We start from the raw sequence: 24,980 nt of genomic DNA, 5'->3' as shown, positions 1-24,980 counted from the left end.
ACCCTATTGAAAGGATTTTTTCATGATAAAAGCTGTATTTTTTGACATCGACGGCACACTTTTAAGTTTCCATACGCATCAGATGCCGCAAAGCACCCGTACTGCTTTGGAACAACTGCAAGAAAAAGGGATCAAGCTATTCGTGGCAAGCGGCCGATCCCCCCGCGCACTGGCAGAGGCAGAACACCTGCTGCGGTTTTCATTCGACGGCTGTGTTTTGCTAAATGGGCAATACTGCATCGCAGGCAGCCAGGTGATTCACGAACTGCCTTTGTCGACGGCAACCTTGCAAGCCTCGATCCCCTATATGAAGCAAAGACAAATTGCCTGCGAATTCGTAGAACTTGACTACACCTATCTCAACCACGTCAACCAAAAGGTGTTGGAGCTGCGCAGCTTTCTGGGACCTACCGTATCCCAGCCGCCAGTCGATGATACCGGCCGTACCCTTTCCCATACTACCTACCAGCTCTGCGCTTACATATCGCAGCAGGAGGAGAGCGGTTTTCTTACCCATGTGCCCAACTGCCGGCTTGCCAGATGGAACCCTTTGTTTGTGGATGTGATCCATGAACTGGGCGGCAAAGCGGTAGGGCTTCAAAAAATGCTGGAACATTTCGGCCTTTCCCGGGAAGAATGCATGGCCTTTGGCGACGGCGGGAATGACATCGAAATGCTTCGCTTTGCCAAGATCGGGGTCGCTACGGGAAACGCCGGCGCCCCAGTGAAAGAAGCCGCGGACTATGTCACTTCAGATACGGATCACGATGGGATCTTTTCTGCCCTGTGTCATTTTGGGCTGATCGAATAAAGAGAGAAGCGGAAATTTTTCCGCTTCTCTCTTTTTATCTGTCTTTGCGCTTATAGATCTCATTTTCCACTTCGTTCAAAAGGCTTTGCACCTTTACCAGCAGTCCCGGAGCAAAGGGATCATTGCGCAACACTTTCTGCTTATACTCCTGCTCGGAACGATGCAGGTAGGCCCGCGCCAAAAATGGGCTCTTCTGGGTCCCGATCCCATAAAGCCGGCATTCTCCCAAACGCTTATACACGTCAGCCGCAATATGCTCGGGATCGTTCTCTTCATCTAAGGCTTCTTCCGCTTTTTGATAAAACAAAAAGGCAATATCCTCATCTTTTCCCACATAGTTTCCGTAGCGGTACATATCCCCTGCCTTATAATAGGAGGTCACATCATGAAATTTTAAAGCACTGTATAAAAAGCAGTGGTAAGCCTTTGCATAATCGACGGGTATATCCCTTCCATAATAGTAGCAGTACCCTAAGTTAGACAGTGCCAGTGCCGCAATCGAATCTTCCTCCTCTTCTTCTGCCAGCCTAGCCGCCATTTGGTACAGCCCCACCGCCTTGGAAAAATCCTGTTCTACGATCACACCGGTATAATACAAGGCCCCCAAATTCAGACAGGAAAGCGCATCTCCGTTTTGTACGCCAAGGCCGTAGTATTCTACGACCCGGTCTGCCTGACGGGGAGACAGAAGTTCTTCCGGATGCTCTACGGTCCAGAATACAGCCCATGCTATCATCGCGGAAAGATCCTTTTTGCGGATCGCTTCCTCCAATTCTAAAAGATATTGCCGGTCCTCGCTTGTCAGCATAAAAATACCCCTTTCCGCCGGCAAAGGCCGGGCTACTGGCAGGACTGCCAAACACTGTGAAGATGCGCCACCGCCTGCTGGTACTCTTCAAGGGTTTCCAAATGCTCTACCAGCACCGGCATATCTTTTCCCAGCTGGTCCGCAAGCTTGAGCACAAGCGAATAATCAATCGTTCCCCCAGCCCGGCATCACCTCATGGATGTGGCAGGGTAAAACATGCTCCGCAATGATATCCTTGGCATGGATCGACTTAATAAATGGCCCCAGCAGCCGGAAACACTCTTTAATAAACGCACTGCTTTGGAAATATTTTGGGATGCTGTTGATCATATTCGTATAATCCAAATGCACACCAAGCGCTTTTCGGTCTACATCTTTGAGCAGTTTTAAACAGGCCTCCGGAGAATCAGGGACCATCCACGGCATAGGCTCTATCGTATAGCAGGTACGGGTGGGCTTTACCGCGTCGATAATCTTCCGTACCGTTTCTACAGAAAGCTGGTACACATCCGCAGACATATTTTCCGGATAGCATCCATCCCATACCGGCCCGGCTGCACCCATAACATTAACGCAGCAGCAGGCCCCCATTTCATCCGCAAGCGCCAGCTGCTCGCAGGCGACGCGGATCGCTTCTTTTCGTTCCGCCTCATCTAACGCTATGGGGTTATTCCATACGCCTACCTCGGCGATCAAAATGTCCTGCCGCTCAGCGGCCTCCCGGTAAGCCTTTCGTTCCTCCGCAGAGGCTGTGTAGTCCACCGGACAGCTAACTGCCTCGCATCTTAATTCCTTCGCCTTTCGGACCCATTCGCCGGGATCCTTCGGCGACAGGTCGCAATTTGCTCCGATCCGCATCATAAAACCTTCTTTCTAGGATTCTTTGCTTTCATCATAGTCCCTCCGGCACCTGATGTCAACCGATTTTCAAAATACTTTTCTTTTTAAAGTCTGTCACAAAAACACAGGGGAGCGTCGTTTTTTTCAAGCAACATCCCAGTTGCTATCCAACTCTTGGTTTGATACAATAAAATTAGTACTAATACTCAAAGAAGAAAGGGAAGAATCCATGCTGCAACAAAAACTTTATCCCCTGCATGAATCGCTGCGGGTCGGCATATTTTTAGCGATTGTGGGCGGAATGCTGGACGCGCACACCTACCTGTTCCGCGGAGGTGTATTCGCCAATGCCCAGACCGGAAACATGGTCCTGTTCGGTATTTCAGCGGCCGAAAAAAACTGGAGCCGGTGCCTTTACTATTTGGTCCCTATTACCGCCTTTTTTCTAGGGGTCATCGTGACCGAAATCCTAAAACGGAAGATCACCGAAGAAGCCTTTTTAAACTGGCGGCACACGATTCTGGTGATCGAGGCAGCCCTTTTGTGCGTGCTGGGCTTCCTGCCCCAAGAAGTTCCGGACGTGATCGTCAATGTTACCGTTTCCTTTGTTTGCTCCTTGCAGGTCAACTGTTTCCGCACCTTAAAAGGGAATGCTTACGCCACCACTATGTGCACCGGAAACCTGCGCTCCGCCGCAGAGCACCTCTGCCGCTTTTGGCTGGATCATGACCGGCCCGCCGGAAAGAGCGCGGCACGGTATTTCATTATCATCCTGTTTTTCTGCTTTGGCGCTGCGACCGGGGCGCTGTTTACCAATCTCTTTCAAGAAAAAACACTTTTTCTTTGTGCCATTCTTCTCGTTGGCACACTGATCCTGCTGCTCCGTTCCGACAAACACATTGCGCCCCAAAAAGAAAGCTAGACTTTTCAGCACGTTTCAGCTATACTTGATTTTAGAAAAACTTTTATAAAAGTTTCGCAGGAGTATTAAGATGATCGGGGCAAAAGTGGAAAACCAACCCATGAAACAGATGAACAAAATAAAAATATTTCGTTTTATCTGTCACAATACAGATGTCACCAAGCAATCCATTGCATATCATCTGGGGATGAGTATGCCAACTGTGTTGCAAAATATCAAAGCGCTTGTCGCAGATGGCCTGGTCGAAGAACAAAAAACACTGGCCTCTACCGGGGGAAGGCGGGCACGGACCGTATCAGTGGTGCGGGACGCGCGCTTTGCCGTTGGGGTAGAGATCACGGCCAGGCACCTGGAAACCGCTCTTTTAGATCTTGGGGGCTTTATTACCGCTTCGGAACGGGTTTCCCTCGCCTATCAAGACAGTCCGGAGTACTATCGAGCCTTTGGGGAACACATCGCCAGCTTCATTCAAAAACAGGCGATTCCTACTGACCGGCTTTTGGGCGTCGGGATCTCTTTGCCGGGCAATGTTGATACCGCGCGGGACCTCATTACCCAGTCGCGGGTATTGCGGATCGCCAATGTCAGTCTGCAAAAATTCCGCCGGCACCTGCCTTATGAAACCATTTTCTGCAACGATGCCAACGCTGCCGGACTGGCTGAACAAAAATATATCCAAAAGGATGCTGTTTTCCTCTCCCTTGCCGAAACGGTCGGCGGAGCTGTTTTTTTTGACCGCCAGCTTTACATGGGCGAACAGTATAAGAGCGGTGAGATCGGCCATATGATTCTGGTGCCGGATGGTAAGGAATGTTACTGCGGTAAAAGCGGATGTATGGATGCTTATTGTTCTTCCCGCGTTCTCTCTTCCTTAGCGGAAGGCAGCTTGGAGCGGTTTTTTCAAAAGCTCTCTCAGGGGGATCCTGCCTGCACCGCCGGATGGGAGACTTATCTGCGTTATCTGGCTATTTCTGTTACCAACCTGCGTATGGCCTTTGACTGCCCGATCATATTAGGTGGATATGTGGGGGCGTATCTTTCCCCTTATCTGTCCCGCTTTCAGGAACTGGCTTCCCTTTACAATACCTTTGATCGCGATTCCGACTATCTTTCGGTATGCCATGCGCCCGACCATGCCTATGCTTTGGGAGCGGGACTGCAATTCATCGAAGGATTTTATGATTCCATCCCCTGACCCGGCTTTTGTGGATAACTAGCAGAAGCCGGGCCTTTTTCTTGTGTAATGATACAAATCCGTCTGCCGCGGATTGACATTAGAAAGAGTCGGCTCTATAATAAAGATACTTTCATAAAACGATTAAATAAAGTTTAAGGGGGTATTTTTATGAGTGAAATGATGAAGGTTGCCGTCATGACCGGGATCGGTAAAATGGGTTTTGAAGAACGTCCGATCCCAGAACCGGCGGATAACGAAGTATTAGTAAAATTAGAGTATGTTGGTATCTGCGGGTCGGATCTACATTATTTTGAAACCGGGCGGATCAGCGACTTCGTGGTAGAACCGCCGTTTGTGCTGGGCCATGAGCCGGGCGGCATCGTTGTTAAAGTTGGGAAAAGCGTCACCCACCTAAAAGAGGGCGACCGCGTTGCTTTGGAGCCGGGCAAAACCTGCGGACACTGCGAATTTTGCAGAAAAGGCCTATATAATCTTTGCCCAGACGTTATCTTCTTTGCAACGCCGCCGGTAGACGGCGTATTTCAGGAATATGTCGCACACGAAGCCGATCTGTGCTTTAAACTTCCGGAAAACGTCAGCACCATGGAAGGCGCATTAATCGAACCGCTGGCTGTTGGCTTCCATGCCGCGCAACAGGGCGGCGCGCATGCCGGGCAGACCGCAGTCGTAACAGGGTCCGGATGTATTGGGCTTGTATCTATGATGGCGCTCAAGGCAATGGGGGTTTCCAAGGTTTATGTGGTCGACGTCATGCAAAAGAGGCTTGACAAAGCGATGGAATTGGGCGCAACCGGAGTGATCAATGCCAAGGAGGAGGATCCGGTAGAAGCGATCCTTCGCCTGACAGACGGCAAGGGCTGCGATTTGTCCATTGAAACCGCAGGCAGTGAAATTACGACCAAGCAGCTAATGACAGCCTCTAAAAAGGGCGCTACCATCGTTTTGGTGGGATACAGTGCAAGCGGAGAAATGACCCTGCCGATCGGTATGGCGCTGGACAAAGAACTTACCTTTAAGACTGTATTCCGTTACCGTCATATTTATCCGATGGCGATCGAGGCGGTGGCAGAAGGAAAAGTGAACTTAAAGGGCATTGTCACCGACCTGTATACACTGGATGAGGTACAGGAAGCAATGGATCACTGCATCAACAACAAAGCCGATGTGGTCAAAGGCGTGATCAAGATCTGTTAACAATTCCTTTGGCAAATATACAAAAACAAAACTCCGGGCAGAAGCTGCCCGGAGTCTTTTACTTTTATGACAAAAAAATACCCTTATTTTCTCTGTTTTTTCCCCTAGTATTTTTCCCGTCCCCTGCGTATAATGGAACTCGTATCAAAGGATTACAAATTCTCATCAAGGAGGTTTCTTCCATATGCCTTTTGATTTTCACCATGCTGACCGTCTGAAAAAGCAGATCGGGCAATTATCCGAACTGCGTTACCAGCCGGTTTGTTCAATCGATTCATTTTGCGTCTATCATGACAAAGGGGAAAACGGCGTCCGCCTGCCAGACCCTTCGGAACCGCCGTTTCAGTTAAATCTAGGGGATCACTGGAAAGGCTGGGACCAGTATCTGTGGCTCTGCACAGAGCTAGACATTCCTGAGGCCTGTCAAGGGAAAGAACTCGTCGGGATCTTTGACTTCGGAATTACCGGTGCTGGAAACAACAGCCATTTTGAAAGCCTTATTTTTGTCAATGACGAACCGTACCAAGGAGTGGACTCCAACCATCAGGAAGTATTTTTTCCGCCCGAGCTCACCAAAAAGCCTCTTTCCCTGCGCTTCCGCCTGTGGAGCGGTTTAAACGGGGGCGGACCGCACACTGTCATTGAACACCAGCTTCGCCGTGCAGATATCGCTATACTGGACCGGCCGACGGACGAATTTTACTTTATGACCCGCAACATGCTGGAAACCATTGAGGAATTGCCCGACAACGACCCTACTCAGGGATTTTTGAAAAACACTTTGTTGGCAGCGTTTCGAATGGTAGATTTCTCGTATCCGCGCTCAGAGGATTTTTACGCTTCTACCAAGCGTGCCAACGATTACTTAAACCAGACGCTTCAGGGGCAGGATAAGCCGAATATCAACGTTTCCCTGGTCGGACATACCCATATCGACGTAGCCTGGCTGTGGAGATACCGCCACACCCGTGAAAAATGCGCGCGTTCTTTTTCCACGGTCAACAGGCTGATGAAGCAATACGAAAACTATCAGTTCTTACAGTCGCAGGCTCAGGTCTATGATTTTATCCGGCAGGATTATCCGGATATTTACAGCCAGATCAAGGAATTGGTGCAGGCGGGCCGCTGGGAGCCAAGCGGCTCCATGTGGGTAGAATGCGACTGCAACCTGTCCGGCGGGGAATCTATCGTGCGGCAGATCTTATACGGAAAGCGCTTTTTTGAACGGGAATTTGGGTATGAAAACGACTTTTTATGGCTCCCGGATGTTTTCGGATACTCCTGGGCGCTGCCGCAGATCTTGAAAAAATCTGGCATCGATACTTTTGTTACCACAAAGATCAGTTGGAACGATACGAACAAACTGCCTTACGATACATTCTACTGGCGGGGAATTGATGGCACGGAGGTTACCACCCACTTTATCACTGCGCCGGAACGCTTCAACAGCCGTTATTACACCTACAATGGGAAAACGGATCCTTACAGCGTAAAAGGCGTTTGGGATGCTTACCAGAACAAGGACACGAACACCGACCTGCTGATCGCTTACGGGTACGGCGACGGGGGCGGCGGGGTAAACCGCGATATGCTGGAAACAATGCGCTGCGTGGCAAAAATGCCGGGGCTGCCCCACGTCCGTTCAGAACATGTGCGGGATTACTTAAAACGCCTAAACCACACCATGGCCGAAAATCCCCGCGGCGGATACATCCCAACCTGGGATGGCGAACTATATCTGGAATTCCACCGCGGCACCTACACCTCTCAGGCCTACAACAAGAAGACTAACCGCCGCATGGAGTTTGCAATGCGCAACGCAGAATTATTGGCTGTGCTGGCCAGTAACCAGGAGGCTTCCACCGCATTATACCCCGCGTGGAAAATCATTCTCCGCAACCAGTTCCACGATGTAATCCCGGGTTCTTCTATCCATGAAGTCTACGAAGACAGCCGGGAAGAATACGCACAGGCCGAGCAGATGATAAAAACGGTCAACGACCAGTCCCTGAACGGGATCACAAGGCCGGAAGACGGTGCGCTGACTGTGTTTAACACCTCCTCCTGGAAGCAATCGGAAGTGATTACACAAAACGGAAAACAGGTTTTGGTACAAGACCTGCCGCCGTTCACCGCACGCACCATCGGTGATGAAGAGTGGAGCGCTCCAGATGTTGTTGCTTTACCAAACCAAGGAAAAGTGGAAACCGAATTTTATCAGATCCTTTGGGATGAAAACGGACATCTAACCTCTATTTACGACCGTTCTGCCGGGCGGGAGCTGCTGCAGAAGGGAACTGCCGGGAACGTGTTTCAGTTATTTGAGGATAAGCCAAGGGAGTTTGACGCGTGGGAACTGGAAGCTTCCTTTGCGGACAAAATGGACTGCGTTACTGACCTGCGGGATATATCCATTGAACAGGACGCGTTTGCCACGACGGTACATTTTGTATGGAAGTATAAAAATACCACCATCACCCAGAACATGAAGCTTTATTCTTTCTCCCGCAGGATCGATTTCCAGACCGAGATCGACTGGCAGGAACGGGAAAAGATCTTAAAGGTCTCCTTCCCGCTTGATATCCGCGCGACCTCCGCACGGTTTGACATCCAGTTCGGCAGCATCGAACGGCCTATTACCCGCAACACCAGCTGGGAGGCGGCAAAATTTGAGGTGGTCGGCCACAAGTGGGCGGATCTGTCTGAAAGCGGTTACGGAGTTGCCCTGCTCAACGACTGCAAATATGGCTATGACGTGAAGGACAGTGTGCTTCGTCTAAGCCTGCTCAAGGCCTCCAACTTCCCGGATTATGATGCAGACCGCGGGTTACAAACCGTGACCTATTCCCTGTTCCCGCACGAAGAAGCATGGTTTGAATCTGATCTGGAACGGGAAGCTTGGACGCTCAACAACCCGATGCTGAAGCTGCCCGGCACATGGAATGCCCCGACTTCTTTCCTTTCCTTTGACCGTGACGGTATCTGCGTAGACGCAGTGAAAAAGGCAGAGGACAGCGACTCTATCGTACTGCGCGTCCATGAATGCAGCGGCAAACGCGGGCAGGTAAACGGTACATTTAATCTGCCGTATTCCGCTTGGCAGGAATGCGACCTGATGGAGCGGCCCTGCGGGGAATCCCAGACCGGCAGCCTTTCTTTCACAATCAAGCCGTTTGAGATCAAAACATTCTTACTGCACCCATAACAGAAATAAAAAGGCAAGGAACAGATTTTTCTGTTCCTTGCTTTATATCATGCAAGACAGCTTATTGTTGAGGTGGTTTTATGAAACGTGTAAAACTTTTTGTAATTATTGCTTTTGCTGTGTGTCTGTGTTTTGCTCTTGTTGGCTGCAAACAGTATGTACATTCTGCTGCTATCAATGATATGGCAAAAGAACTTCGTCAAACAAGCGATAGCCATCAACTAAATTTTACTGTTGAGGAGGATGTTTTTGATTCTTCCAGTAAAGACCGTTTTGCACTGATCCTTCATGACACAGTGGCTGAATCCGATGGGGAATCTATTTATGTATGGTTTTACTATGATTTATTTAAAATTCATAAAAGCTGGTGTATGCAAATAGATGAAAATGCTTCCGACCAGTTTGTCGTCAACTGCTTAGCCGGGCTTTGTTTATACTATGAACCTACTTGGAGTGGTGTGGAAGCAAAAGAAAAAGCAACCGCCTTTTGGGACACTAGAAACAAAACAGACTATGGCGAATTTCTAGACTGCGGATCATTGCGGATGGTACTCTCGCCTTATTATGATGCATATAATGCGGCATTTCATTCGGTTAGCGGTGTTTCATTGGACGAACTGGAAAGTAGCATCAACCGTTCCGAATATCGGAAAATCAATGTAAAAGCCACTGAAAACGCAGAGCGTCATGCAGGAAAACGATATGAAATGACAGGCGAGGTTCTATCAGAAACATATTTTTACGAAGGACCAACCAATGATAATGATGCAAGTACGTATAATATTTTAAGATTTGAAATCCTAGCAGAGGATGGCAATACCTATACGTTACAATATGTAAAATCCAAATTACCTTTTGACTTTCAGAAGAAAAAATCCTATCAGTTTTATTGCAAACTCTGCAATTATGAAAATCATAAAAACCATCCTGTGTTATGGGTCGAATATTTCGACGAAATATCATAATCCACCAAAAAGAACACCAATAAATTTTGGTGTTCTTTTTCTTGCTATAAATAGTCTGTCGGGAAATAATGTCCTTACTATTAATCTGCTTTTAAAAATACAAAAAATCTTTCATTACAATTTCTGCATATATATTTTTTCTTCGGAGCCCCATGGAGCTAATTTACGGTCTATTACATAAAACCCGTATTTTTCATATAAGTTTTCATGGTCGCTTACTAAATACACGGTTTCAAAGCCAAGTGACCTTAAATATCCCATTGCATATTGGATCAGCCGCTGGCTCAGTTTGTTTCCCCGGTATTCTTCTCCTACAAACAGATAGCTGATATAGGGGGTATAAGGCACATTCGGAATACAATCCTTTTTTACCACCGCACAATATCCGCAGATATTCCCCTGCTCCAACGCAACGATAAGCCTCTCCCAATCTTTAAACATATTTTGTTTCATAGCTTCGGCCAATAACTTGCCTGCCCGCCATGAACAATTTTCCGCATAAGTTCTTACACTGTCCCATAAATCGTCTGATGAGATGATCTTTTTCAATTCCATCTTTCAATCCTCTTTTCCGTTTTCGCTCCCCTATTTCGGCCCTGATAAATAATTAGAGTGGAGGGATAAGCCTCCACTCTTTCTTTATAACAGAACAACTTCTTAAAAGTTCCCGCCGTTCCAGCCCCAGTCATCCCCCGGGCTGTATTTGATGTATACCCGCGCCGGATCGATCGCAAGCTCCTCGGAAAGGATCGCCATGATCGCTTTAGTCATGTTTTCATACGCTTCTCTTGTAGAATCGTGCAGGATCCTTACCTCGACGAACGCTGACGGCGCGTCGTTCGTCCCGCCGAAGTACATCCGGCAGTTGTCCTCGAAGCGGAGCATCAGCCACTGCTCGCTTTTTCCCGGAATCAGGGAGATTGCCTGTCCCAGACGCTCTTTCATTCTTTGTTCTTTCTCTTTAGAAATGGCCACACTTACCTTGGTTTCAATATAAGGCATGTTATTTCCTCCTTTTATTTTCCTAACTTCTCTTCCCATTCTTTTTCTTTAAATCCAACCAGCACAAAATCTTCGCCGATCACCAAAGGACGTTTTACCAGCATCCCGTTGGTCGCCAGCAGGGCAAGCTGTTCTTCCTCAGACATCTGCGGCAGCTTATCCTTTAAAGCCAACTCCTTATAAAGCATTCCGCTGGTATTGAAAAACCTCTTTAGTACGAGCCCACTTTTATGATACCACTGCGCTAATTCTTCTTTTGTCGGGTTTTGTTCCACGATATGGCGGTCGTCAAAAGCCACCTGGTGTTCCTCCAGCCATTTTTTGGCCTTTTGGCAGGTAGAACACTTTGGGTATTCTAAAAATAACATTCTGTTTCCTCCTTTATTTATGAAATCAACAGTCTTCCAATCTGGTAGACAAGCATCGCTGTAACATAAGCCGCCCCTGTTTGATAGCAGGCTGTCAGCAAGGCCCCTTTTAAGGAACCCAGTTCCCGTCTGGTCGCCGCAAAAGCCGCAACGCAGGGCATATATAAAATCGTAAACACCAAAAAGGAAATGGAACTGAGCGGCGTGAAGATCTGCTGCAAGGCTGTAGTCAGCTGGAGATCGGTCGTAGCCCCTGTTAAAACGGAAAAGGTGCTTACCACTGTTTCTTTTGCAGTGATCCCGGTGATCAGCGCTGTAGAAGCCCGCCAATCATTAAAGCCCAGCGGAATGAAAATAGGCGCTATCACAGAACCGATGGCTGCTAAAATACTTTGGGAGGCGTCCGAAACCGGATTGAGATACAGGTCAAAGCTCTGCAAAAACCAGATGACGATCGCCGCCAAAAAGATGATGGTAAACGCTTTGCGGATAAAATCCTTTGCCTTTTCCCACATGTGAAGCAGCACACTTTTTCCGGAAGGGATCCTGTAAGACGGCAGCTCCATCACAAACGGGATCGGTTCTCCCCGGAACAAGGTGCCTTTGAGCAGCAGCCCGGACAGAATCGCGACTATGATCCCCAGCACATAGATGCCAAACATGACAAGCCCGCTATGATGCGGAAAAAACGCCATGGTGATCATCCCGTAGATCGGCAGCTTGGCACTGCATGACATAAACGGCGTCAACACAATCGTCATCTTCCGGTCCCGTTCGCTGGAGAGGGTCCGTGTTGCCATAATTGCCGGCACACTGCACCCAAACCCGATCAGCATCGGTACAAAAGAACGCCCCGAAAGCCCGATCTTGCGCAAAAGCTTATCCATCACAAACGCTACCCGCGCCATATACCCGCTGTCCTCCAACAAGGATAAAAAGAAAAACAACAGCACAATGATTGGCAGGAAGGACAATACACTGCTTACCCCGTTGCACGCCCCGTCTATAATCAAGGAACGCAGCCATTCGCTTACCCCAATGTCCTGCAAAAACGCAGAGAACAGCATCGTTAACCGTTCCAGCACATTCCCTAGTAGATCCTGTAAAGGCTGCCCGATCACGGTAAACGTCAACCAGAAAACCACCAGCATGATGCCAAAAAAGATCGGGATACCTAAGTATTTATGAGTCAGCAGACGGTCTATCTTTTCCGATCGGATCTGTTCGTGTGTTTCCTGATGCTTCACCACACACTCGTTGCAAAGCGCTTCGATGTATCCATATCGCATATCCGCAAGGGCGGCCTCCCGGTCGGTATGCAGCCGGGATTCCATTTCCTCAACGATATGCTCGATAATGTGCTCCTCATTTTCATCGATCTGAAGCGCCTCCATGGTGGGGCGGTCGCCTTCTACCATTTTTGTTGCCGCAAACCGCAGCGGATATCCCGCCTGCTTGGCCTGGTCATCAATGATATGCGCAATCGAATGAATTGCCCGGTGTACCTCGCCGGTACAGAAATCCAGTTTGGGAAGCGCCTTTTGCTCGGTCATCATTTTTTTGACTACTTCCGACAAATCGCCGATCCCTTCATTCTTTCCGGCTGAGATCGGGACGATCGGAATCCCCAATTTTTGGGAAAGAAGCTCGACATGGATCACATTTCCGCTGGCGCGCACCTCGTCCATCATATTCAGCGCGATCACCATTGGGATCCCCAGCTCCATCAGTTGCAAAGAAAGGTAGAGGTTCCGCTCCAAATTGGTGGCATCCACAATATTGATGATCCCTGTTGGATGTTCCTTTAAAATAAAATCCCTTGTCACCACCTCTTCCGAGGTGTAGGGGGACAGGGAGTAAATTCCCGGCAAATCGACAAGGACGGCGTCTTTGATCCCTTTGATCCGGCCCTCTTTTTTCTCAACAGTTACGCCGGGGAAGTTTCCCACATGCTGGTTGCTTCCGGTAAGACGGTTAAACAGGGTCGTTTTTCCGCTGTTCTGATTGCCCGCCAGTGCAAATAAGCCGCTCATACCTTTTCCACCCCGACCACTTCAATTTTTGCCGCGTCCTCTTTGCGGAGCGTCAGCACATACCCGCGCAAAAACAATTCGATCGGGTCGCCCATCGGCGCTACCTTCCGAACTGTGACCTGTGTATTGGGCGTCAGTCCCATATCCAACAGATGCCGGCGCAGCGCGCCTTCTCCGCCAACTACGGACAAGGTGCCGCGGTATCCGGGCTTGATCTGATCTAATGTCATAAATCTATCCCCTCAACGATGTATCCCCATAATTCTTTTCTAACCTCATTTATTGTACTGTGTTTTTGTACACCTGTCAACTTGCAGGGTACACAAAAACTTCCGGGAAAAGCGGGAAAAACGCCCTGTCTGTACAATATCCAGACAGGGCGTTTTATTTCTTAAAATAATGGATCGCCAAAACCGGCGCTGGAAAGGCCAAACAAGCTGCATACCGTTGCCGCAATATCTCCAAAACCCTTTCGGGTGCGGAAATCCTCCCCCTTGGGAATATCCGCGCCGTACATGATAAACGGCGTATATTCCCGGGAATGGTCCGTACTTGGCGTCACCGGGTCGCAGCCGTGGTCTGCTGTGATCATCAACACATCTTCTGCCCGGAGTTTTTGAAGCAGATCGCCCAGTTGTACGTCAAACTCATTGAGCGCATTGGTGTATCCAGCCACATTATTTCTGTGTCCGTACACCATATCAAAATCCACCAGATTCACAAAGCAAAGGCCATGGAAATCCTGATCTGCCAATTCTAAAGTCACTTCCATACCATGGGTATTGTTTTTGGTGCGGTAAGTTTGGGAAATCCCCTTCCCGGCAAAAATATCGTAGATCTTCCCCACGCCGATCGTGTCCAGCCCGTCCGCCCGAAGCCGGTCCAGCATCGTTTCCGCCGGCGGCTGTAAGGAAAAATCATGCCGGTTCGATGTCCTAGAAAAATTCCCAGACGCCCCAACAAAGGGCCGGGCGATCACCCGACCTACACCGTGTTCTCCGCAAAGCAGCTCCCGGGCGATCCGGCAGTCCTCATACAGTTCCTCGATAGGGACGATTTCTTCATGCGCCGCGATCTGAAACACACTGTCCGCAGAGGTATACACGATCAGATCGCCTGTTTTCATATGCTCTTCGCCGTAGTCCTCGATTACCTTGGTGCCGGAATAAGGGAGATTACACAAAATACCGCGGCCGGTGCGCTTGGAAAATTCTTTCAGCAATTCGTCCGGAAATCCATCAGGATAGGTGGGCAGCGGCTTTGGCGAAACAATCCCTGCGATCTCCCAGTGCCCGATCGTGGTGTCCTTTCCTTTAGACAGTTCTTCCAACCGCGCAAAGCTTCCCAAAGGATGTTTTACCGGTTCCCCGGTCACCCCCTCGATATTGTAAAACCCCAACCTTTGCAGATGGGGGAGAGAAAGCTTCCCGGTGCTGTAGCAGGCGCCTAAGGTGTTGCTGCTTTCATCTCCGTATGCGGCGGCATCTGGCATAGCGCCGATCCCAACGCTGTCCAGCACGATCAAAAAAATGCGTTTTACAGGCATGATCAGGTCTTCCTTTCAAATTGATGTCCGCACTTTGGGCAGGTCACCCGCAGTTTACCACGGCCTTTCGGCAAGCGTATTTTTTGCTTACAGCTTGGACAGGCCGTAAAATGGTAAATTTTACGGTCCGCATGGTGCTGCTTGGTTTTGCGAAACCACCCGCGGATTGTATTCCAAACCTTTAAAAACTTGATGTTCTCTTCCCCGCGCTTTAAAATGTTGCGGGAAAGCATCCGAAACAAGGCAAAGCCCAGCGGGATGTAGGATAGCAGCCCCAAAAACGGGACAGGAACCCAAAACAATACAAATGATAAAATAAATGAAACCACCAGCAGAGCAAGGGTCAAATGGTCAGGGCCATACCGTCCCGCCATAAAATTTCTCAGCCAGTTCATCAGTTTACCAGCCCTTTCCAGAATGATGATAGCTTTAGTATAACACTCCTATGATACCAAATCATGAAAAAATTAAAAACATTCTATCCCTTCAGCAGTGCCTGAACTTCTGGAAACGGCTCTGCACTGCGCAGTAAAATGCCCTGCAAATATGCAATTAAAATGCCGTAATTCACCATCGGGATCCCCTGCTCTTTGGCGCAGGCCATCCGGTATGCCATTTCCTTGGCATTGAGCATACAGCCGCCGCAATGGATCACCATCCGGTATCTGGACAGATCCTGCGGAAAGCCTGTCCCGCTGGAGGTCTCAAAACGGATGTCCTTCCCGGTCTTTTCCTTCAGCCACCGCGGGATCTTTACCGTACCGATGTCGTCGCACTGGCGGTGGTGGGTGCAGCCCTCCGAGATCAAAACCAAATCCCCGTCGCGCAGGGAATCCACCACCCGGACGTCCCGGACCAGGTTTTCCAGATCCCCCTTATACCGCGCCATCAAAATGGAAAACGAGGTCATGGGGATATCTGCCGGTGTAACCGCCGCCACCTTTGCGAACACCTGAGAATCTGTAATCACAAATTTCGGCTTTTTGCCCAAGCTTTGCAGGGTCTGTTTTAATTCAGTTTCCTTGGTGACCACCGAAACTGCCCCTGCATCCAAAATATCCCGGATCGTCTGCTGCTGGGGAAGGATCAGCCTTCCCTTTGGCGCCGCCTTATCAATGGGCACCACCAGCACTACAAGATCGTTTGGAGATAACAAATCGCCGATCAGCTTCTTTTCCTCTTTTTGCGGCGCCAGAGAAGCGATCTTTTCTTTGAGCTGGGCGATTCCTTCCCCTGTCGCCGCACTGACCGGAAAGACTGGCTCGCCCAATTCTTCGGAAAGCCGTTGGAGCAGTGCTTCCCGATCTTTGTCGCCCCGGTCGATTTGGTTGCCGACGATCAAATGCGGAAGATCCCGTGCCTTGATCTGATCTAAAACCGCCCTGTCAAATTCAGAAAATCCTTGGCAGAGATCAAATACCAGCAGGGCGATCTCTGTATGGTTCAGCACCCCGTATGCTTTTTGGACCCTCAACTGGCCCAAATCCCCTTTGTCGTCCAATCCGGGGGTATCCGTCACTGTTACCGGGCCTAGCGGCAGCAACTCCATCGCCTTGCTCACCGGGTCGGTCGTGGTGCCTTTTACTTCGGAAACCACTGCCAGTTCCTGCCCGGTCAGGGCATTGATCACGCTGGATTTCCCTGCGTTTCTTCGCCCGAATAATGCGATTTGAACCCGCTCCCCCTTAGGAGTTTGATTAAGTCCGCTCATATTTCTTCTCCTGTCTTTTTGTTCTTTTTATTGATGTTATGGATAAAAGCCATCTTACAACTTCCTGCAAGCGTTTATAGAAAATACTTGCGGACAAGCTGTTTATTTTTCTTTTCATACAGAATATAGCCGTTCAAAAAAGCAACAGGCGATAATGACTATGTAAATTTCCTCAAAAACAGGAGTTTACGCCTCTATTTCCTTTTTTAAATCTAAAACAAATCGTGCCTGTTGCTTTTTTAAGTGAAATTTTATAAATGGCTTTATAAACCATTTTTTAGGCATTACATTCTCGGTAAAATCTATTTGGGTTTTATTTCCCATAGAAGTAAAAATACCAATCCAATGCCCTTTCAAGCTGCCGTTTTCCATATCAAATTCCCAGCGCTTATATGGTTCTATAGCAGTAATAGTAAATGTAGTGGCATATCCATCTTTGGTATACTCAATGAATTGGTTTTGATTTACAGTTTCTGCTTTTCTTAAATCGCTTCGCCACAAACCATATTTATCAACTGCTAAAACGGTTTCCCAGACATTATAAATATCGCTATTGATCGTTTCTTTTATATTTGAAATCGTCATCTTTACACTTCCTTTCAAGTTATAATTTGCATGCTCATACTGTTTTATGTCGCTATGGGAAACTCGGCGCCAAAGAGTCAAAAAACATTGCCGCTTTGAATGCCCCGTTCTCTAAAATATCCGTTATTTACAAAACTTTTCCCAGTTCAAGCCTTGTTGACAATACAAAATCTATTATTATTTTCATTATACCACAAATCCTCCAAAACAAAAACAGAAAAGCGCAAGGTGCGCCCAAGCTCGTTCCCCGACCTGCTTCACCCTCTTCAATCCGCGAATTGTCTGCCAGTGTGGTCGATATGGGTTTCCCCGGACAAAATCAGTTCTCCCACCGGGACGATCTGATACCCGTCTTCCTGAAGATCGGTAATGATCTGCGGCAGTGCCTTTGCCGTGGATTTGGTGTCGTTGTGGAACAGCATGATCGAACCGGGGTTTAAACTGCGCTGGATCCGCTGGCGCATATCGTCTACTCCAAGGCCTTTCCAATCTAAACTGTCGCAGTCCCATTGGATCGCCTCATATCCCAATTCCCGCGCCGTGTCGATCACCAAATTGTTGTACGCTCCAGACGGTGCCCGGAACAGACGGGGCTTTTCCCCTGTTACGGCTTCAATCTTTTCGGAACAGCCTTCTAACTCTTTTACGATCTGTTCCCGGCTCAAGCCGGTCATATCTGGGTGGGAATCTGAATGGTTACCCAGTTCATGCCCACGGTCCGCGATCTGCTTCACGCTGTCCGGGTATTTTTCGCACCAATCCCCCACCAGGAAAAAGGTCGCTTTTACATTGTACTGGTCCAGCGTATCCAGGATTTCAGGAATATCTCCATTTCCCCAAGCGCAGTTGATGCCTAACGAAACCTCCCTGCTTTGAGTCTCTACCGAATAAATCGGCAGACTGCGCATACTTCCCGCCACCTGTAATGTAGTTTCCCGCACCCCGATCAGCGCAAAGCTGCAAAACGCAATAATCCCTAAAAGCCCCAGGCACAATGCCCGTTTTCCAACAATATGGTATCTCATCTTCTTCCCGCCTTTCCTTTTTCCATTTTTATGAGAAACAGGGGGAAATCATGCGGGGAAAAACGCTTGCCTTGTATTCCCATTAGGCCTGTGCTATACTGGAGGGAAGAAATGGCGGAGGGACGAGGGCGTAGTGTGAAAATCACCTTTTCACAGACCGGTTTTGTGCCTTTCCCGCAAAAAACAAAGTGCTGATCGGCACGATCCCGAAGAAAAGAGTGGTTGATTTTTATGAAACGGGGATCTTTTTTCTTGATGGCGGCAATTTTTCTTTGTACAATATTGCTTTTTTCCGGGTGCGGGAAAAGTTCCGGCACACTTCAGGCGCAAGGATATACCATTGACCGGACTGACAGCACCATCTCCCGGGACGGCATTACGTATCACTACCAAGTCATCGGGGATTCTGTTACCATTACCTACCCTGATCAGTCCACCTATCAGACAATGTACCAAAACGGCGGCTCTTTCAGTGGGTGGAGCGAGGACTACGACCCGGATAACGGCGTTCCCGGCGATGTTTTAACTGATCTTGTCTGGGAAAACGCAGTTCCGAAACGTGACATGCTTCACTGGGTATTGCCTTTGCTTTGCTGGCTCCTCGGCGGATTCATCCTCATTTTCCCCAAAGCGTCATGGTATGTGTGCTATGGCTGGCGTTTCCAAAACACCGAGCCTTCCAGCGCGGCGCTGATCTGGGAAAGGATCACCGGCGTAATTTTGATCATAGCTGGGTTCATCTGTATCTTTATCTAAAAAGGGCCGCCGCGTCAAAAGGCGGCCTTTTCTTTTTCATCGGAACAAAAAACGACGGATTTCTGTTTACATAAACCATCTGGAATGTTAGAATAATAAGATAGGATTCATCTGAGAAAAGGAGGGAGCTTTTGAATTTTCATTCTTTGCCAAAACGCAGCCTCGTGATCTGGGAGGTCTTGGCTGTAGTCCTGTTCGGCGCAGGGATCTTTGCCGCGTGGGTGCTCATCCCTCAAAGCTTTTTGATCTGGTATGCGGTGATATGGCTGTTGGGAGCGCTGTTCATTTTAGTTGCCTTTTTATACCTGCCGCTTCTTTATCTCAGTTTTTCGTATTGCTTAAGCGATACCGATATCATTGTAAAAGGCGGCGTAGTGTTTTACAAAATGCGCTTTTTAAAGCGGGATAAAGTTTCCTTTGTTTCTGTTTATAATACCCCGCTTACTCCATTTTTAAAAGTGAGCATGCTTTTGATCACGGCTCCCGGCGCCCATTTAGTGATCCCTTTTCTGGCGCAGGATGAAGCGGACCGGATCGCCGATGCACTGAACCGCCGCCTATCTTCCCATGATAACGATCATTAGCGGCCAGAAAGGAGGCGGCAGTGTGAAAAAAAGACGCTCTCATCTTATCAATATTTTAGAAAACACCTCGCGGTTTTTGATCTTGCTATTGCTGCCGCTGATCCGCGCCTTGTTTGCAACACAGGTTGGATTTTATGAATGGCTTTCCGGCGCATGGTTCGACCTGCTTGTTTTAGGAGTTATTATCGCGCTGGGTGTTTACGGCTGGTATAGCTATACTTATTTTATCAGTAAGGCTGGTATCCACATCCAAAAAGGGATATTTTTCCGAAGGGAATGGTTTTTGCCGTTTCGCAACATCTCAGTGATCTCGGTCCATGCTCCGTGGTATTACCGTCCCATCAAAGCAGTGCGCGTCCATGCCGATACAGACGGCGGGAATCCCAGAGAATCAGACTTTTCCATCACCGTAAACCGGGAGCTTGCCGCACAGCTTTTGGAGGCTGCGCAGCGCCCCTTGATCTCCCAAAAGTCATTCCGGCGCACCTATATCCCGCGAAACCTCTATATTACCATTTTTGCGGTGCTGACTTCCAACTCCTTGACCGGGGTGCTGTACCTTTGGGCGACCCTGTCTCAGGCAGAAACTGTCTTTGGCAAGTCTTTTCGCGCCGAGCTGCTGGATACCTTTGCAGAGCTGGCAGAATGGCAAAGCTTTGGTTTGCCGCCTGTTTTTGTGATCCTTGCCTATGTTGTGCTGGGCTGCTGGCTGGTATCCTTCCTAAAAAATATGGAGGCTCACCTGCGCTTTCAAACCTCCCGTTACGGGCAGACCTTAGACATCCGTTCCGGCTTGTTTTCCATCCGGCATTACGCAGTCACAGTACGCCGTATCAATTTTTTGACACTGCGTCAATCGCTGTTTACAAAGCTGTTCGGCCTGACCAGTGTGTTCATTCACTGCACTGGTTATGGCAAAAAACAGGAGGAATTATCCGTCCTGTTCCCCTCGGGGCTAAACCGGGAGATCCAGACCAACCTAAAATTATTGCTTCCGGAAATCCCTTTTGCAAAACGGCAGATCAAGCCAAAGCTGTGTAACCTTTCCCGCTTTCTGATCCCTCCGCTTTCCTTATGTCTTGTTGTGCTGGCGGTGGGTCTATTGGCGCTTTACTTCATCTCCGGCTTTGACCGGCCTATTATCTTTCTGCTGATCATCGCAGAAATCCCCTGCCTGTGGTGGCTAGCCGTGAAATTGTTTGCCTTTTTCCACACCGGGATCGGCGTATCAGATGAGGTCGTGACCATTTATTATACCTTTCTCTATCAGGTGATCACCTGCTCTATCCCAAAACACAAGATCACAAAAATAGAAACCCAGCAAACTTTGTTCCAGCTTCCTACCAAATGCTGTGATGTTTGGATCCACACTTGGGCCGAGGGAACAAAACGGCAGAAGGTCCTAAATCTTTATCTTCCGGAGGTGCTGGAGCTTTTATCCAGCGATGAATTCTTCCACACCCACGTTATTCAAATCGAGCAGGAAAAAAAGAAGAAAAAACGATAAAACAGCGTCCTGAAAATATCAGAACGCTGTTTTTTTAACGCTGCACTTTGCCGGAGCCGTCGCCGCCGGCCAAAGCTTTTACTTCTTCCGCCGATTCCATGCTGCCGTCCCCCTCGATCGAGTGTTTCAGCACCCCGGAAGCAACGGCGAATTCGATCGCCTCCTGCGCCGGGTATCCATTCATGATCGCATAAATGATCCCTGCGCTGAAAGCGTCACCGCTTCCTACCCGGTCTACCATGTGGATCAAATGGTTGCGGGAGTGGACAAAGCCTGTCCCGTCATCATAGGCCGCGCCAAAATAGTTGTCATCCCCTGATACCGAACCCCGCAGGCTCAGTACGATCTTATCGAGCTGCGGCCATGTTTTACGAAGCTGAACGCACAGACTTTGGCAACCGCTGTAATCCACGTTTGGCTCCTTGATCTCAGCACTCGCCGCTTCCATGCCAAACAGGCTTTTCACCTGCTCCTGGTTGGCGATCAGCACGTCTACATAAGGCATCAGGCTTTTCATCATCTCACCGGCCTCTTCCAGAGTCCACAGGTTTTTCCGGTAGTTGAGGTCGCAGCTTACTGTGATGTCCTTTTTCTTTGCGGCGGCACAGGCATCTTTACAGATCTGCGCGGCGTTTTTTCCCAAAGCCGGCGTAATCCCGGAAAAGTGGAACCATTCACAGCCGTCAAACACTGCATCCCAGTCAAATTCCTGTGGTTCGGCCAGCGCAAATGCAGAATTTGCCCGGTCATAAACCACCTTTGACGGCCGCTGGGCCGCACCCGTTTCCAAAAAATAAATCCCAAGGCGCGCTCCGCCCCGTATAATCCGGGAGGTGTCCACCCCATTTTTACGCAATTCATTGACTGCGGCCTGCCCGATCTCATGCTGGGGGATTTTACTGACAAAGCCGGCGTCCATCCCAAAATTGGAAAGGCCCACCGCAACGTTTGCTTCTCCTCCGCCATACACAACATCAAATTCCCCGGCCTGCACAAAACGCCGGTGCCCCTTTGGGGAAAGGCGAAGCATAATTTCGCCCAAAGCCATGATCCTAGCCATTCTCGTATTCCTCCGTTTAATCGTCTTTATCCGCTAAATGAACAGCAAACCCGCCGATCTCTTCCTTGCAGTAAATCAGCTTCATTTTGCCCTTTTGGTCGTATTCCAAGCTGTCATAATTGAACTCGATGCCTTTGGATTCCAGATAGGCGACGGCACGGCTCACATCATTGCAGGAAATCGCAATGTGTCCATGGGTTCCCCGTCCGCAGCCGCTCATCACCTCTACCAGATCCCCTGCAAAAACAGAGCGGGGATTTGGCAGCACCGGCTGCTGGAGCAACCCGCCAAATAAGGAAGCGGTCTTCATGGCGTCCTCAGTGTCCTTCGCATTGACCCCAACATGTTTTATTTTGAAATCCAGCATCGTATGCACCGCTTCTCTTGTCAGGCGAGCAATCTCGTCATACCGTTCTTCTTTCAGCAGCGTCTCATTGACCATCCAGCTCCCGCCGCAGGCTAAAATTTTCGGAAAGGCAAGATATTCGTTCAAATTCTTGGCATTGATCCCACCGGTTGGCATGAATTTTATGTTTCCATAAGGCGCGGACATTGCCTTGATCATTGCAAGCCCTCCCGCCGCTTCGGCCGGGAAGAACTTGACCGCCTCAAGCCCCAGCTCGATCGCCTGTTCCACGTCGCTTGGATTCGCACAGCCTGGCGTTATCGGAATTCCCCGCTCCACACAATATCTGACGACCTTGGGGTTCAATCCCGGGCTGACAATAAACCGCGCCCCAGCTTCTACCGCTTCATCCACCTGCGCCGTAGTCAGTACTGTGCCCGCACCCACCAGCATCTGCGGCAGTTCTTTGCTGATACGCCGGATCGCTTCCGCAGCCGCTTTGGTGCGGAACGTCACTTCCGCGCAGGGGAGCCCCCCTTCACAAAGCGCTTTCCCCAGCGGGACTGCCTGGTCCGCATTCTCTATTTTAATGACGGGTACGATCCCGATCCTTGAAATTTTCTGTAACACTTCATTCATGTTGTTCTTTCTCCTTACTCCATATAGCCGCCCTTCATCGGCGAAACGGCATGCTGTGAAAAGATTTTCAGCACGCCTGATTGGTATTTCTCCGGTTTTGGCTGCCAGTTTTTCCGGCGTTCCCGTAAAATTTCTTCCATTTCATCTTCTGTTTTTTTCTCCCCGTTCGCCCCTATCACGGCAAGCTTTCGGGCAGGGATGTCAATTTCGATCAGATCGCCCTCTTCTACCAACGCGATCGGGCCGCCTACCGCCGCTTCCGGGGAAATATGCCCGATCGCCGGCCCTTTGGAAGCGCCGGAAAAACGCCCGTCTGTCAGCAGGGCAATACTGGCGCTGAGCTGTTCGTCAGAAGAGATCGCCTCCGTGGTGTAAAACATCTCCGGCATCCCGCTGCCTTTTGGCCCCTCATAACGGATAAACACTGCATCCCCCGGTTGGATGCGGTGATGCAAAATCGCGTCGATCGCATCTTCTTCACAGTCAAACGGCCTTGCCTTGAGCACAGCCCTGTGCATCGCCTTTGGCACTGCGGAATGCTTTACTACCGCCCCCTCCGGCGCAAGGTTCCCCTTTAAGACCGCAATCGTCCCGTTTGTCCCGATCGGTTTTTCATAGGAGCGGATCACATCATGGCGGGATAGCCCGGTCTTTTTCAGATATTCATCACATTTTTCATAAAAGCCGTTCTTTTTCAGATCTTCCAGATTTTCACCCAATGTTTTTCCGGTCACCGTCATGGCATCCAAATGCAGGCGGCTCTTGATTTCCTCCATAATGGCAGGCACCCCGCCCGCATAGTAGAAATACTCAGCCGGCCATTTTCCCGCCGGACGAATGTCCAGCAGGTAATGTGCGTCCGCATGGATCCGGTCAAAGGTCTTTTCGTCAATCTGAAGCCCAAATTCGTGCGCCGCGGCAGGAAGATGCAGCAGGGAGTTCGTGGAGCCGGAAATCGCAGCATGCACCATGATCGCATTTTCAAAGGAATCCATGGTCACCATATCCCGCGGCTTCAGTCCCATTTTTGCCAGTGCGACCGCCTGTTTTCCAGCCTTCTCCGCAAAATCCTTCAGGTCTTGGCAGGTGGCGGGCATCAGCGCGCTTCCCGGCAGCATCAAGCCCAATGCCTCCGCCATGATCTGCATGGTGGAAGCGGTGCCCATAAAAGAACACGCCCCACAGGACGGACAGGCGTGGTGTTTATACCAGGTCAGCTGTTCCTCGGTAATCTCTCCACGCTGGCACATCGCGCTGTAAGCGCCGATCTGCTCCAAGGTCAAAAGGTCGGGACCCGCTTCCATCACCCCGCCGGTAATGATGATCGAGGGAATATTGATCCGCCCGATCGCCATCAGGTGAGCAGGCACCGCCTTATCACAGCTGGATATAAATACCCCTGCGTCAAACGGAGTCGCATTCGCATGGATTTCGATCAAATTCGCAATGGTGTCGCGGGAGGCAAGGGAATAGTTGATCCCGTCATGTCCTTGCGCCATCCCATCGCAGATGTCCGTAGCGAAATAACGTGCGGCTTTCCCGCCAGCCTGCGCTACGCCTTCCGCAGCACGGTTGGCAAATTCATATAAATGGGCGCTTCCCGGGTGGCTGTCCCCAAAAGTGCTCTCCACAATGATCTGCGGTTTTTCCAGATCCTCCGCGCTCCATCCCATACCGATCCTAAGCGGATCCATTTCCGGCGCGATTTTCCGAATCTCTTGGCTAATCATACTATCCTGTTCCTTTCTGTCTGGCCGATTCCAATCGTTTAGTTTTATTATAGCATTCTGAGCAAATAATTCAATTTGTTTTTTCTTCTTTTCCGTTTTTTTGCCTGTCCCAAAGCCTTTAAATTATGCTATAATACAAAAAAGG

At 49.4% G+C, this 24,980-nt stretch carries 25 protein-coding genes; 9 read left to right on the top strand and 16 right to left on the bottom strand.

The features are described from left to right. The first annotated feature begins 22 nt into the window (after positions 1–22). Positions 23–811 (top strand): Cof-type HAD-IIB family hydrolase, encoded by a 789-nt coding sequence (locus CIB36_RS00195; RefSeq protein WP_093987628.1) that lies wholly within the window; start codon positions 23–25, stop codon positions 809–811. A 34-nt stretch (positions 812–845) separates the two neighbouring features. Here CIB36_RS00195 and CIB36_RS00190 read toward each other — a convergent pair whose 3' ends face one another. Genes CIB36_RS00190 through CIB36_RS00185 form a run of 3 tightly spaced genes read right to left on the bottom strand, consistent with a single transcriptional unit; the run spans position 846 to position 2,480 of the window. Then, positions 846–1,619: a tetratricopeptide repeat protein gene (locus CIB36_RS00190; protein ID WP_093987627.1), complete on the bottom strand. Its 774-nt coding sequence runs from the start codon at positions 1,617–1,619 to the stop codon at positions 846–848. A gap of 32 nt (positions 1,620–1,651) precedes the next feature. Further along, positions 1,652–1,774, bottom strand: a complete 123-nt coding sequence (locus CIB36_RS13580; RefSeq protein WP_267872639.1) for a hypothetical protein — start codon at positions 1,772–1,774, stop codon at positions 1,652–1,654. A gap of 10 nt (positions 1,775–1,784) precedes the next feature. Continuing rightward, on the bottom strand, positions 1,785–2,480 hold the full coding sequence (locus CIB36_RS00185; RefSeq protein WP_229408146.1) for a sugar phosphate isomerase/epimerase family protein: 696 nt from the start codon (positions 2,478–2,480) through the stop codon (positions 1,785–1,787). Between the two features lie 208 nt (positions 2,481–2,688). Here CIB36_RS00185 and CIB36_RS00180 point away from each other — a divergent pair, with 208 nt between their 5' ends. The 5 genes from CIB36_RS00180 (at position 2,689) to CIB36_RS00160 (ending at position 9,943) form a co-directional block, all read left to right on the top strand. Then, positions 2,689–3,381 carry a YoaK family protein gene (locus tag CIB36_RS00180; protein ID WP_093987626.1) on the top strand — a complete coding sequence of 231 codons (693 nt, stop codon included), beginning with the start codon at positions 2,689–2,691 and terminating at the stop codon, positions 3,379–3,381. A 70-nt stretch (positions 3,382–3,451) separates the two neighbouring features. Then, on the top strand, positions 3,452–4,576 hold the full coding sequence (locus CIB36_RS00175) for an ROK family transcriptional regulator (protein ID WP_093987625.1): 1,125 nt from the start codon (positions 3,452–3,454) through the stop codon (positions 4,574–4,576). A gap of 150 nt (positions 4,577–4,726) precedes the next feature. After that, the gene (locus CIB36_RS00170) at positions 4,727–5,773 is read left to right on the top strand and encodes an NAD(P)-dependent alcohol dehydrogenase (RefSeq protein WP_093987624.1); all 1,047 of its coding nucleotides are present in this window, start codon (positions 4,727–4,729) and stop codon (positions 5,771–5,773) included. A gap of 184 nt (positions 5,774–5,957) precedes the next feature. Beyond that, positions 5,958–8,978, top strand: a complete 3,021-nt coding sequence (locus CIB36_RS00165; protein WP_093987623.1) for an alpha-mannosidase — start codon at positions 5,958–5,960, stop codon at positions 8,976–8,978. Positions 8,979–9,058: 80 nt separating this feature from the next. Continuing rightward, a complete protein-coding gene (locus CIB36_RS00160; protein ID WP_093987622.1) occupies positions 9,059–9,943 on the top strand; it encodes a hypothetical protein in 885 nt (294 codons plus the stop codon). A 114-nt stretch (positions 9,944–10,057) separates the two neighbouring features. Here the strand turns inward: CIB36_RS00160 and CIB36_RS00155 are convergent, their stop codons facing one another. The 10 genes from CIB36_RS00155 to CIB36_RS00110 all read right to left on the bottom strand — a co-directional run bounded on the left by CIB36_RS00155 (position 10,058) and on the right by CIB36_RS00110 (position 18,213). Further along, positions 10,058–10,498, bottom strand: coding sequence for a GNAT family N-acetyltransferase (locus CIB36_RS00155; RefSeq protein WP_093987621.1), 441 nt, complete (start codon positions 10,496–10,498; stop codon positions 10,058–10,060). 102 nt (positions 10,499–10,600) lie between these two features. After that, positions 10,601–10,945 (bottom strand): phenylpyruvate tautomerase MIF-related protein, encoded by a 345-nt coding sequence (locus CIB36_RS00150; RefSeq protein WP_093987620.1) that lies wholly within the window; start codon positions 10,943–10,945, stop codon positions 10,601–10,603. A 14-nt stretch (positions 10,946–10,959) separates the two neighbouring features. Then, positions 10,960–11,313 carry an arsenate reductase family protein gene (locus CIB36_RS00145; protein ID WP_093987619.1) on the bottom strand — a complete coding sequence of 118 codons (354 nt, stop codon included), beginning with the start codon at positions 11,311–11,313 and terminating at the stop codon, positions 10,960–10,962. 17 nt (positions 11,314–11,330) lie between these two features. Then, positions 11,331–13,346 (bottom strand): ferrous iron transport protein B, encoded by a 2,016-nt coding sequence (feoB, locus tag CIB36_RS00140; RefSeq protein WP_093987618.1) that lies wholly within the window; start codon positions 13,344–13,346, stop codon positions 11,331–11,333. Beyond that, complete coding sequence (locus CIB36_RS00135) at positions 13,343–13,576, bottom strand: FeoA family protein (RefSeq protein ID WP_093987617.1); 234 nt, start codon at positions 13,574–13,576, stop codon at positions 13,343–13,345. Before CIB36_RS00135 ends, feoB begins: the two co-directional genes overlap by 4 nt. Before the next feature lie 161 nt (positions 13,577–13,737). Beyond that, entirely contained in the window at positions 13,738–14,892 is a 1,155-nt protein-coding gene (locus CIB36_RS00130) for a phosphopentomutase (RefSeq protein ID WP_093987616.1), read from the bottom strand. A gap of 2 nt (positions 14,893–14,894) precedes the next feature. Further along, positions 14,895–15,287 carry a zinc ribbon domain-containing protein gene (locus tag CIB36_RS00125; RefSeq protein WP_093987615.1) on the bottom strand — a complete coding sequence of 131 codons (393 nt, stop codon included), beginning with the start codon at positions 15,285–15,287 and terminating at the stop codon, positions 14,895–14,897. Positions 15,288–15,370: 83 nt separating this feature from the next. Beyond that, positions 15,371–16,603: a [FeFe] hydrogenase H-cluster maturation GTPase HydF gene (gene hydF, locus CIB36_RS00120; RefSeq protein ID WP_093987614.1), complete on the bottom strand. Its 1,233-nt coding sequence runs from the start codon at positions 16,601–16,603 to the stop codon at positions 15,371–15,373. A gap of 186 nt (positions 16,604–16,789) precedes the next feature. Beyond that, on the bottom strand, positions 16,790–17,188 hold the full coding sequence (locus CIB36_RS00115) for an SRPBCC family protein (RefSeq protein WP_093987613.1): 399 nt from the start codon (positions 17,186–17,188) through the stop codon (positions 16,790–16,792). Between the two features lie 266 nt (positions 17,189–17,454). Beyond that, positions 17,455–18,213, bottom strand: coding sequence for a polysaccharide deacetylase family protein (locus tag CIB36_RS00110; protein WP_093987612.1), 759 nt, complete (start codon positions 18,211–18,213; stop codon positions 17,455–17,457). Between the two features lie 231 nt (positions 18,214–18,444). Between CIB36_RS00110 and CIB36_RS00105 the strand changes: the two genes are divergently transcribed. From CIB36_RS00105 to CIB36_RS00095, 3 genes are all read left to right on the top strand, one after another. Beyond that, positions 18,445–18,969, top strand: a complete 525-nt coding sequence (locus CIB36_RS00105; protein WP_093987611.1) for a hypothetical protein — start codon at positions 18,445–18,447, stop codon at positions 18,967–18,969. A gap of 131 nt (positions 18,970–19,100) precedes the next feature. Then, entirely contained in the window at positions 19,101–19,553 is a 453-nt protein-coding gene (locus tag CIB36_RS00100) for a PH domain-containing protein (RefSeq protein ID WP_093987610.1), read from the top strand. Positions 19,554–19,575: 22 nt separating this feature from the next. Then, entirely contained in the window at positions 19,576–21,060 is a 1,485-nt protein-coding gene (locus CIB36_RS00095; RefSeq protein WP_158662518.1) for a PH domain-containing protein, read from the top strand. A 34-nt stretch (positions 21,061–21,094) separates the two neighbouring features. Here the strand turns inward: CIB36_RS00095 and CIB36_RS00090 are convergent, their stop codons facing one another. From CIB36_RS00090 to ilvD, 3 genes are read right to left on the bottom strand one after another with little or no spacing between them, the layout of a single operon-like run. Beyond that, positions 21,095–22,120 (bottom strand): sugar kinase, encoded by a 1,026-nt coding sequence (locus tag CIB36_RS00090; RefSeq protein ID WP_093987608.1) that lies wholly within the window; start codon positions 22,118–22,120, stop codon positions 21,095–21,097. A 16-nt stretch (positions 22,121–22,136) separates the two neighbouring features. Further along, positions 22,137–23,105, bottom strand: coding sequence for a bifunctional 4-hydroxy-2-oxoglutarate aldolase/2-dehydro-3-deoxy-phosphogluconate aldolase (gene eda / locus CIB36_RS00085; protein WP_093987607.1), 969 nt, complete (start codon positions 23,103–23,105; stop codon positions 22,137–22,139). A 14-nt stretch (positions 23,106–23,119) separates the two neighbouring features. Further along, a complete protein-coding gene (gene ilvD, locus CIB36_RS00080; protein ID WP_093987606.1) occupies positions 23,120–24,835 on the bottom strand; it encodes a dihydroxy-acid dehydratase in 1,716 nt (571 codons plus the stop codon). Positions 24,836–24,980 lie beyond the last annotated feature (145 nt).

Source organism: Massiliimalia timonensis (assembly GCF_900186585.1).
Lineage (GTDB): Bacteria > Bacillota > Clostridia > Oscillospirales > Ruminococcaceae > Massiliimalia > Massiliimalia timonensis.
Note: the sequence above shows the minus strand (reverse complement) of the source record. Positions and strands in the feature narration are given on the sequence as shown.

Excerpts from the sequence above, each read along its gene's own strand:
- CIB36_RS00195 (WP_093987628.1), top strand. The coding sequence starts at position 23 with ATGATAAAAGCTGTATTTTTTGACATCGACGGCACACTTTTAAGTTTC.
- CIB36_RS00190 (WP_093987627.1), bottom strand. The coding sequence starts at position 1,619 with ATGCTGACAAGCGAGGACCGGCAATATCTTTTAGAATTGGAGGAAGCG.
- CIB36_RS00185 (WP_229408146.1), bottom strand. The coding sequence starts at position 2,480 with ATGATGCGGATCGGAGCAAATTGCGACCTGTCGCCGAAGGATCCCGGC.
- CIB36_RS00180 (WP_093987626.1), top strand. The coding sequence starts at position 2,689 with ATGCTGCAACAAAAACTTTATCCCCTGCATGAATCGCTGCGGGTCGGC.
- CIB36_RS00175 (WP_093987625.1), top strand. The coding sequence starts at position 3,452 with ATGATCGGGGCAAAAGTGGAAAACCAACCCATGAAACAGATGAACAAA.
- CIB36_RS00170 (WP_093987624.1), top strand. The coding sequence starts at position 4,727 with ATGAGTGAAATGATGAAGGTTGCCGTCATGACCGGGATCGGTAAAATG.
- CIB36_RS00165 (WP_093987623.1), top strand. The coding sequence starts at position 5,958 with ATGCCTTTTGATTTTCACCATGCTGACCGTCTGAAAAAGCAGATCGGG.
- CIB36_RS00160 (WP_093987622.1), top strand. The coding sequence starts at position 9,059 with ATGAAACGTGTAAAACTTTTTGTAATTATTGCTTTTGCTGTGTGTCTG.
- CIB36_RS00155 (WP_093987621.1), bottom strand. The coding sequence starts at position 10,498 with ATGGAATTGAAAAAGATCATCTCATCAGACGATTTATGGGACAGTGTA.
- CIB36_RS00150 (WP_093987620.1), bottom strand. The coding sequence starts at position 10,945 with ATGCCTTATATTGAAACCAAGGTAAGTGTGGCCATTTCTAAAGAGAAA.
- CIB36_RS00145 (WP_093987619.1), bottom strand. The coding sequence starts at position 11,313 with ATGTTATTTTTAGAATACCCAAAGTGTTCTACCTGCCAAAAGGCCAAA.
- feoB (WP_093987618.1), bottom strand. The coding sequence starts at position 13,346 with ATGAGCGGCTTATTTGCACTGGCGGGCAATCAGAACAGCGGAAAAACG.
- CIB36_RS00135 (WP_093987617.1), bottom strand. The coding sequence starts at position 13,576 with ATGACATTAGATCAGATCAAGCCCGGATACCGCGGCACCTTGTCCGTA.
- CIB36_RS00130 (WP_093987616.1), bottom strand. The coding sequence starts at position 14,892 with ATGCCTGTAAAACGCATTTTTTTGATCGTGCTGGACAGCGTTGGGATC.
- CIB36_RS00125 (WP_093987615.1), bottom strand. The coding sequence starts at position 15,287 with ATGAACTGGCTGAGAAATTTTATGGCGGGACGGTATGGCCCTGACCAT.
- hydF (WP_093987614.1), bottom strand. The coding sequence starts at position 16,603 with ATGAGCGGACTTAATCAAACTCCTAAGGGGGAGCGGGTTCAAATCGCA.
- CIB36_RS00115 (WP_093987613.1), bottom strand. The coding sequence starts at position 17,188 with ATGACGATTTCAAATATAAAAGAAACGATCAATAGCGATATTTATAAT.
- CIB36_RS00110 (WP_093987612.1), bottom strand. The coding sequence starts at position 18,213 with ATGAGATACCATATTGTTGGAAAACGGGCATTGTGCCTGGGGCTTTTA.
- CIB36_RS00105 (WP_093987611.1), top strand. The coding sequence starts at position 18,445 with ATGAAACGGGGATCTTTTTTCTTGATGGCGGCAATTTTTCTTTGTACA.
- CIB36_RS00090 (WP_093987608.1), bottom strand. The coding sequence starts at position 22,120 with ATGGCTAGGATCATGGCTTTGGGCGAAATTATGCTTCGCCTTTCCCCA.
- eda (WP_093987607.1), bottom strand. The coding sequence starts at position 23,105 with ATGAATGAAGTGTTACAGAAAATTTCAAGGATCGGGATCGTACCCGTC.
- ilvD (WP_093987606.1), bottom strand. The coding sequence starts at position 24,835 with ATGATTAGCCAAGAGATTCGGAAAATCGCGCCGGAAATGGATCCGCTT.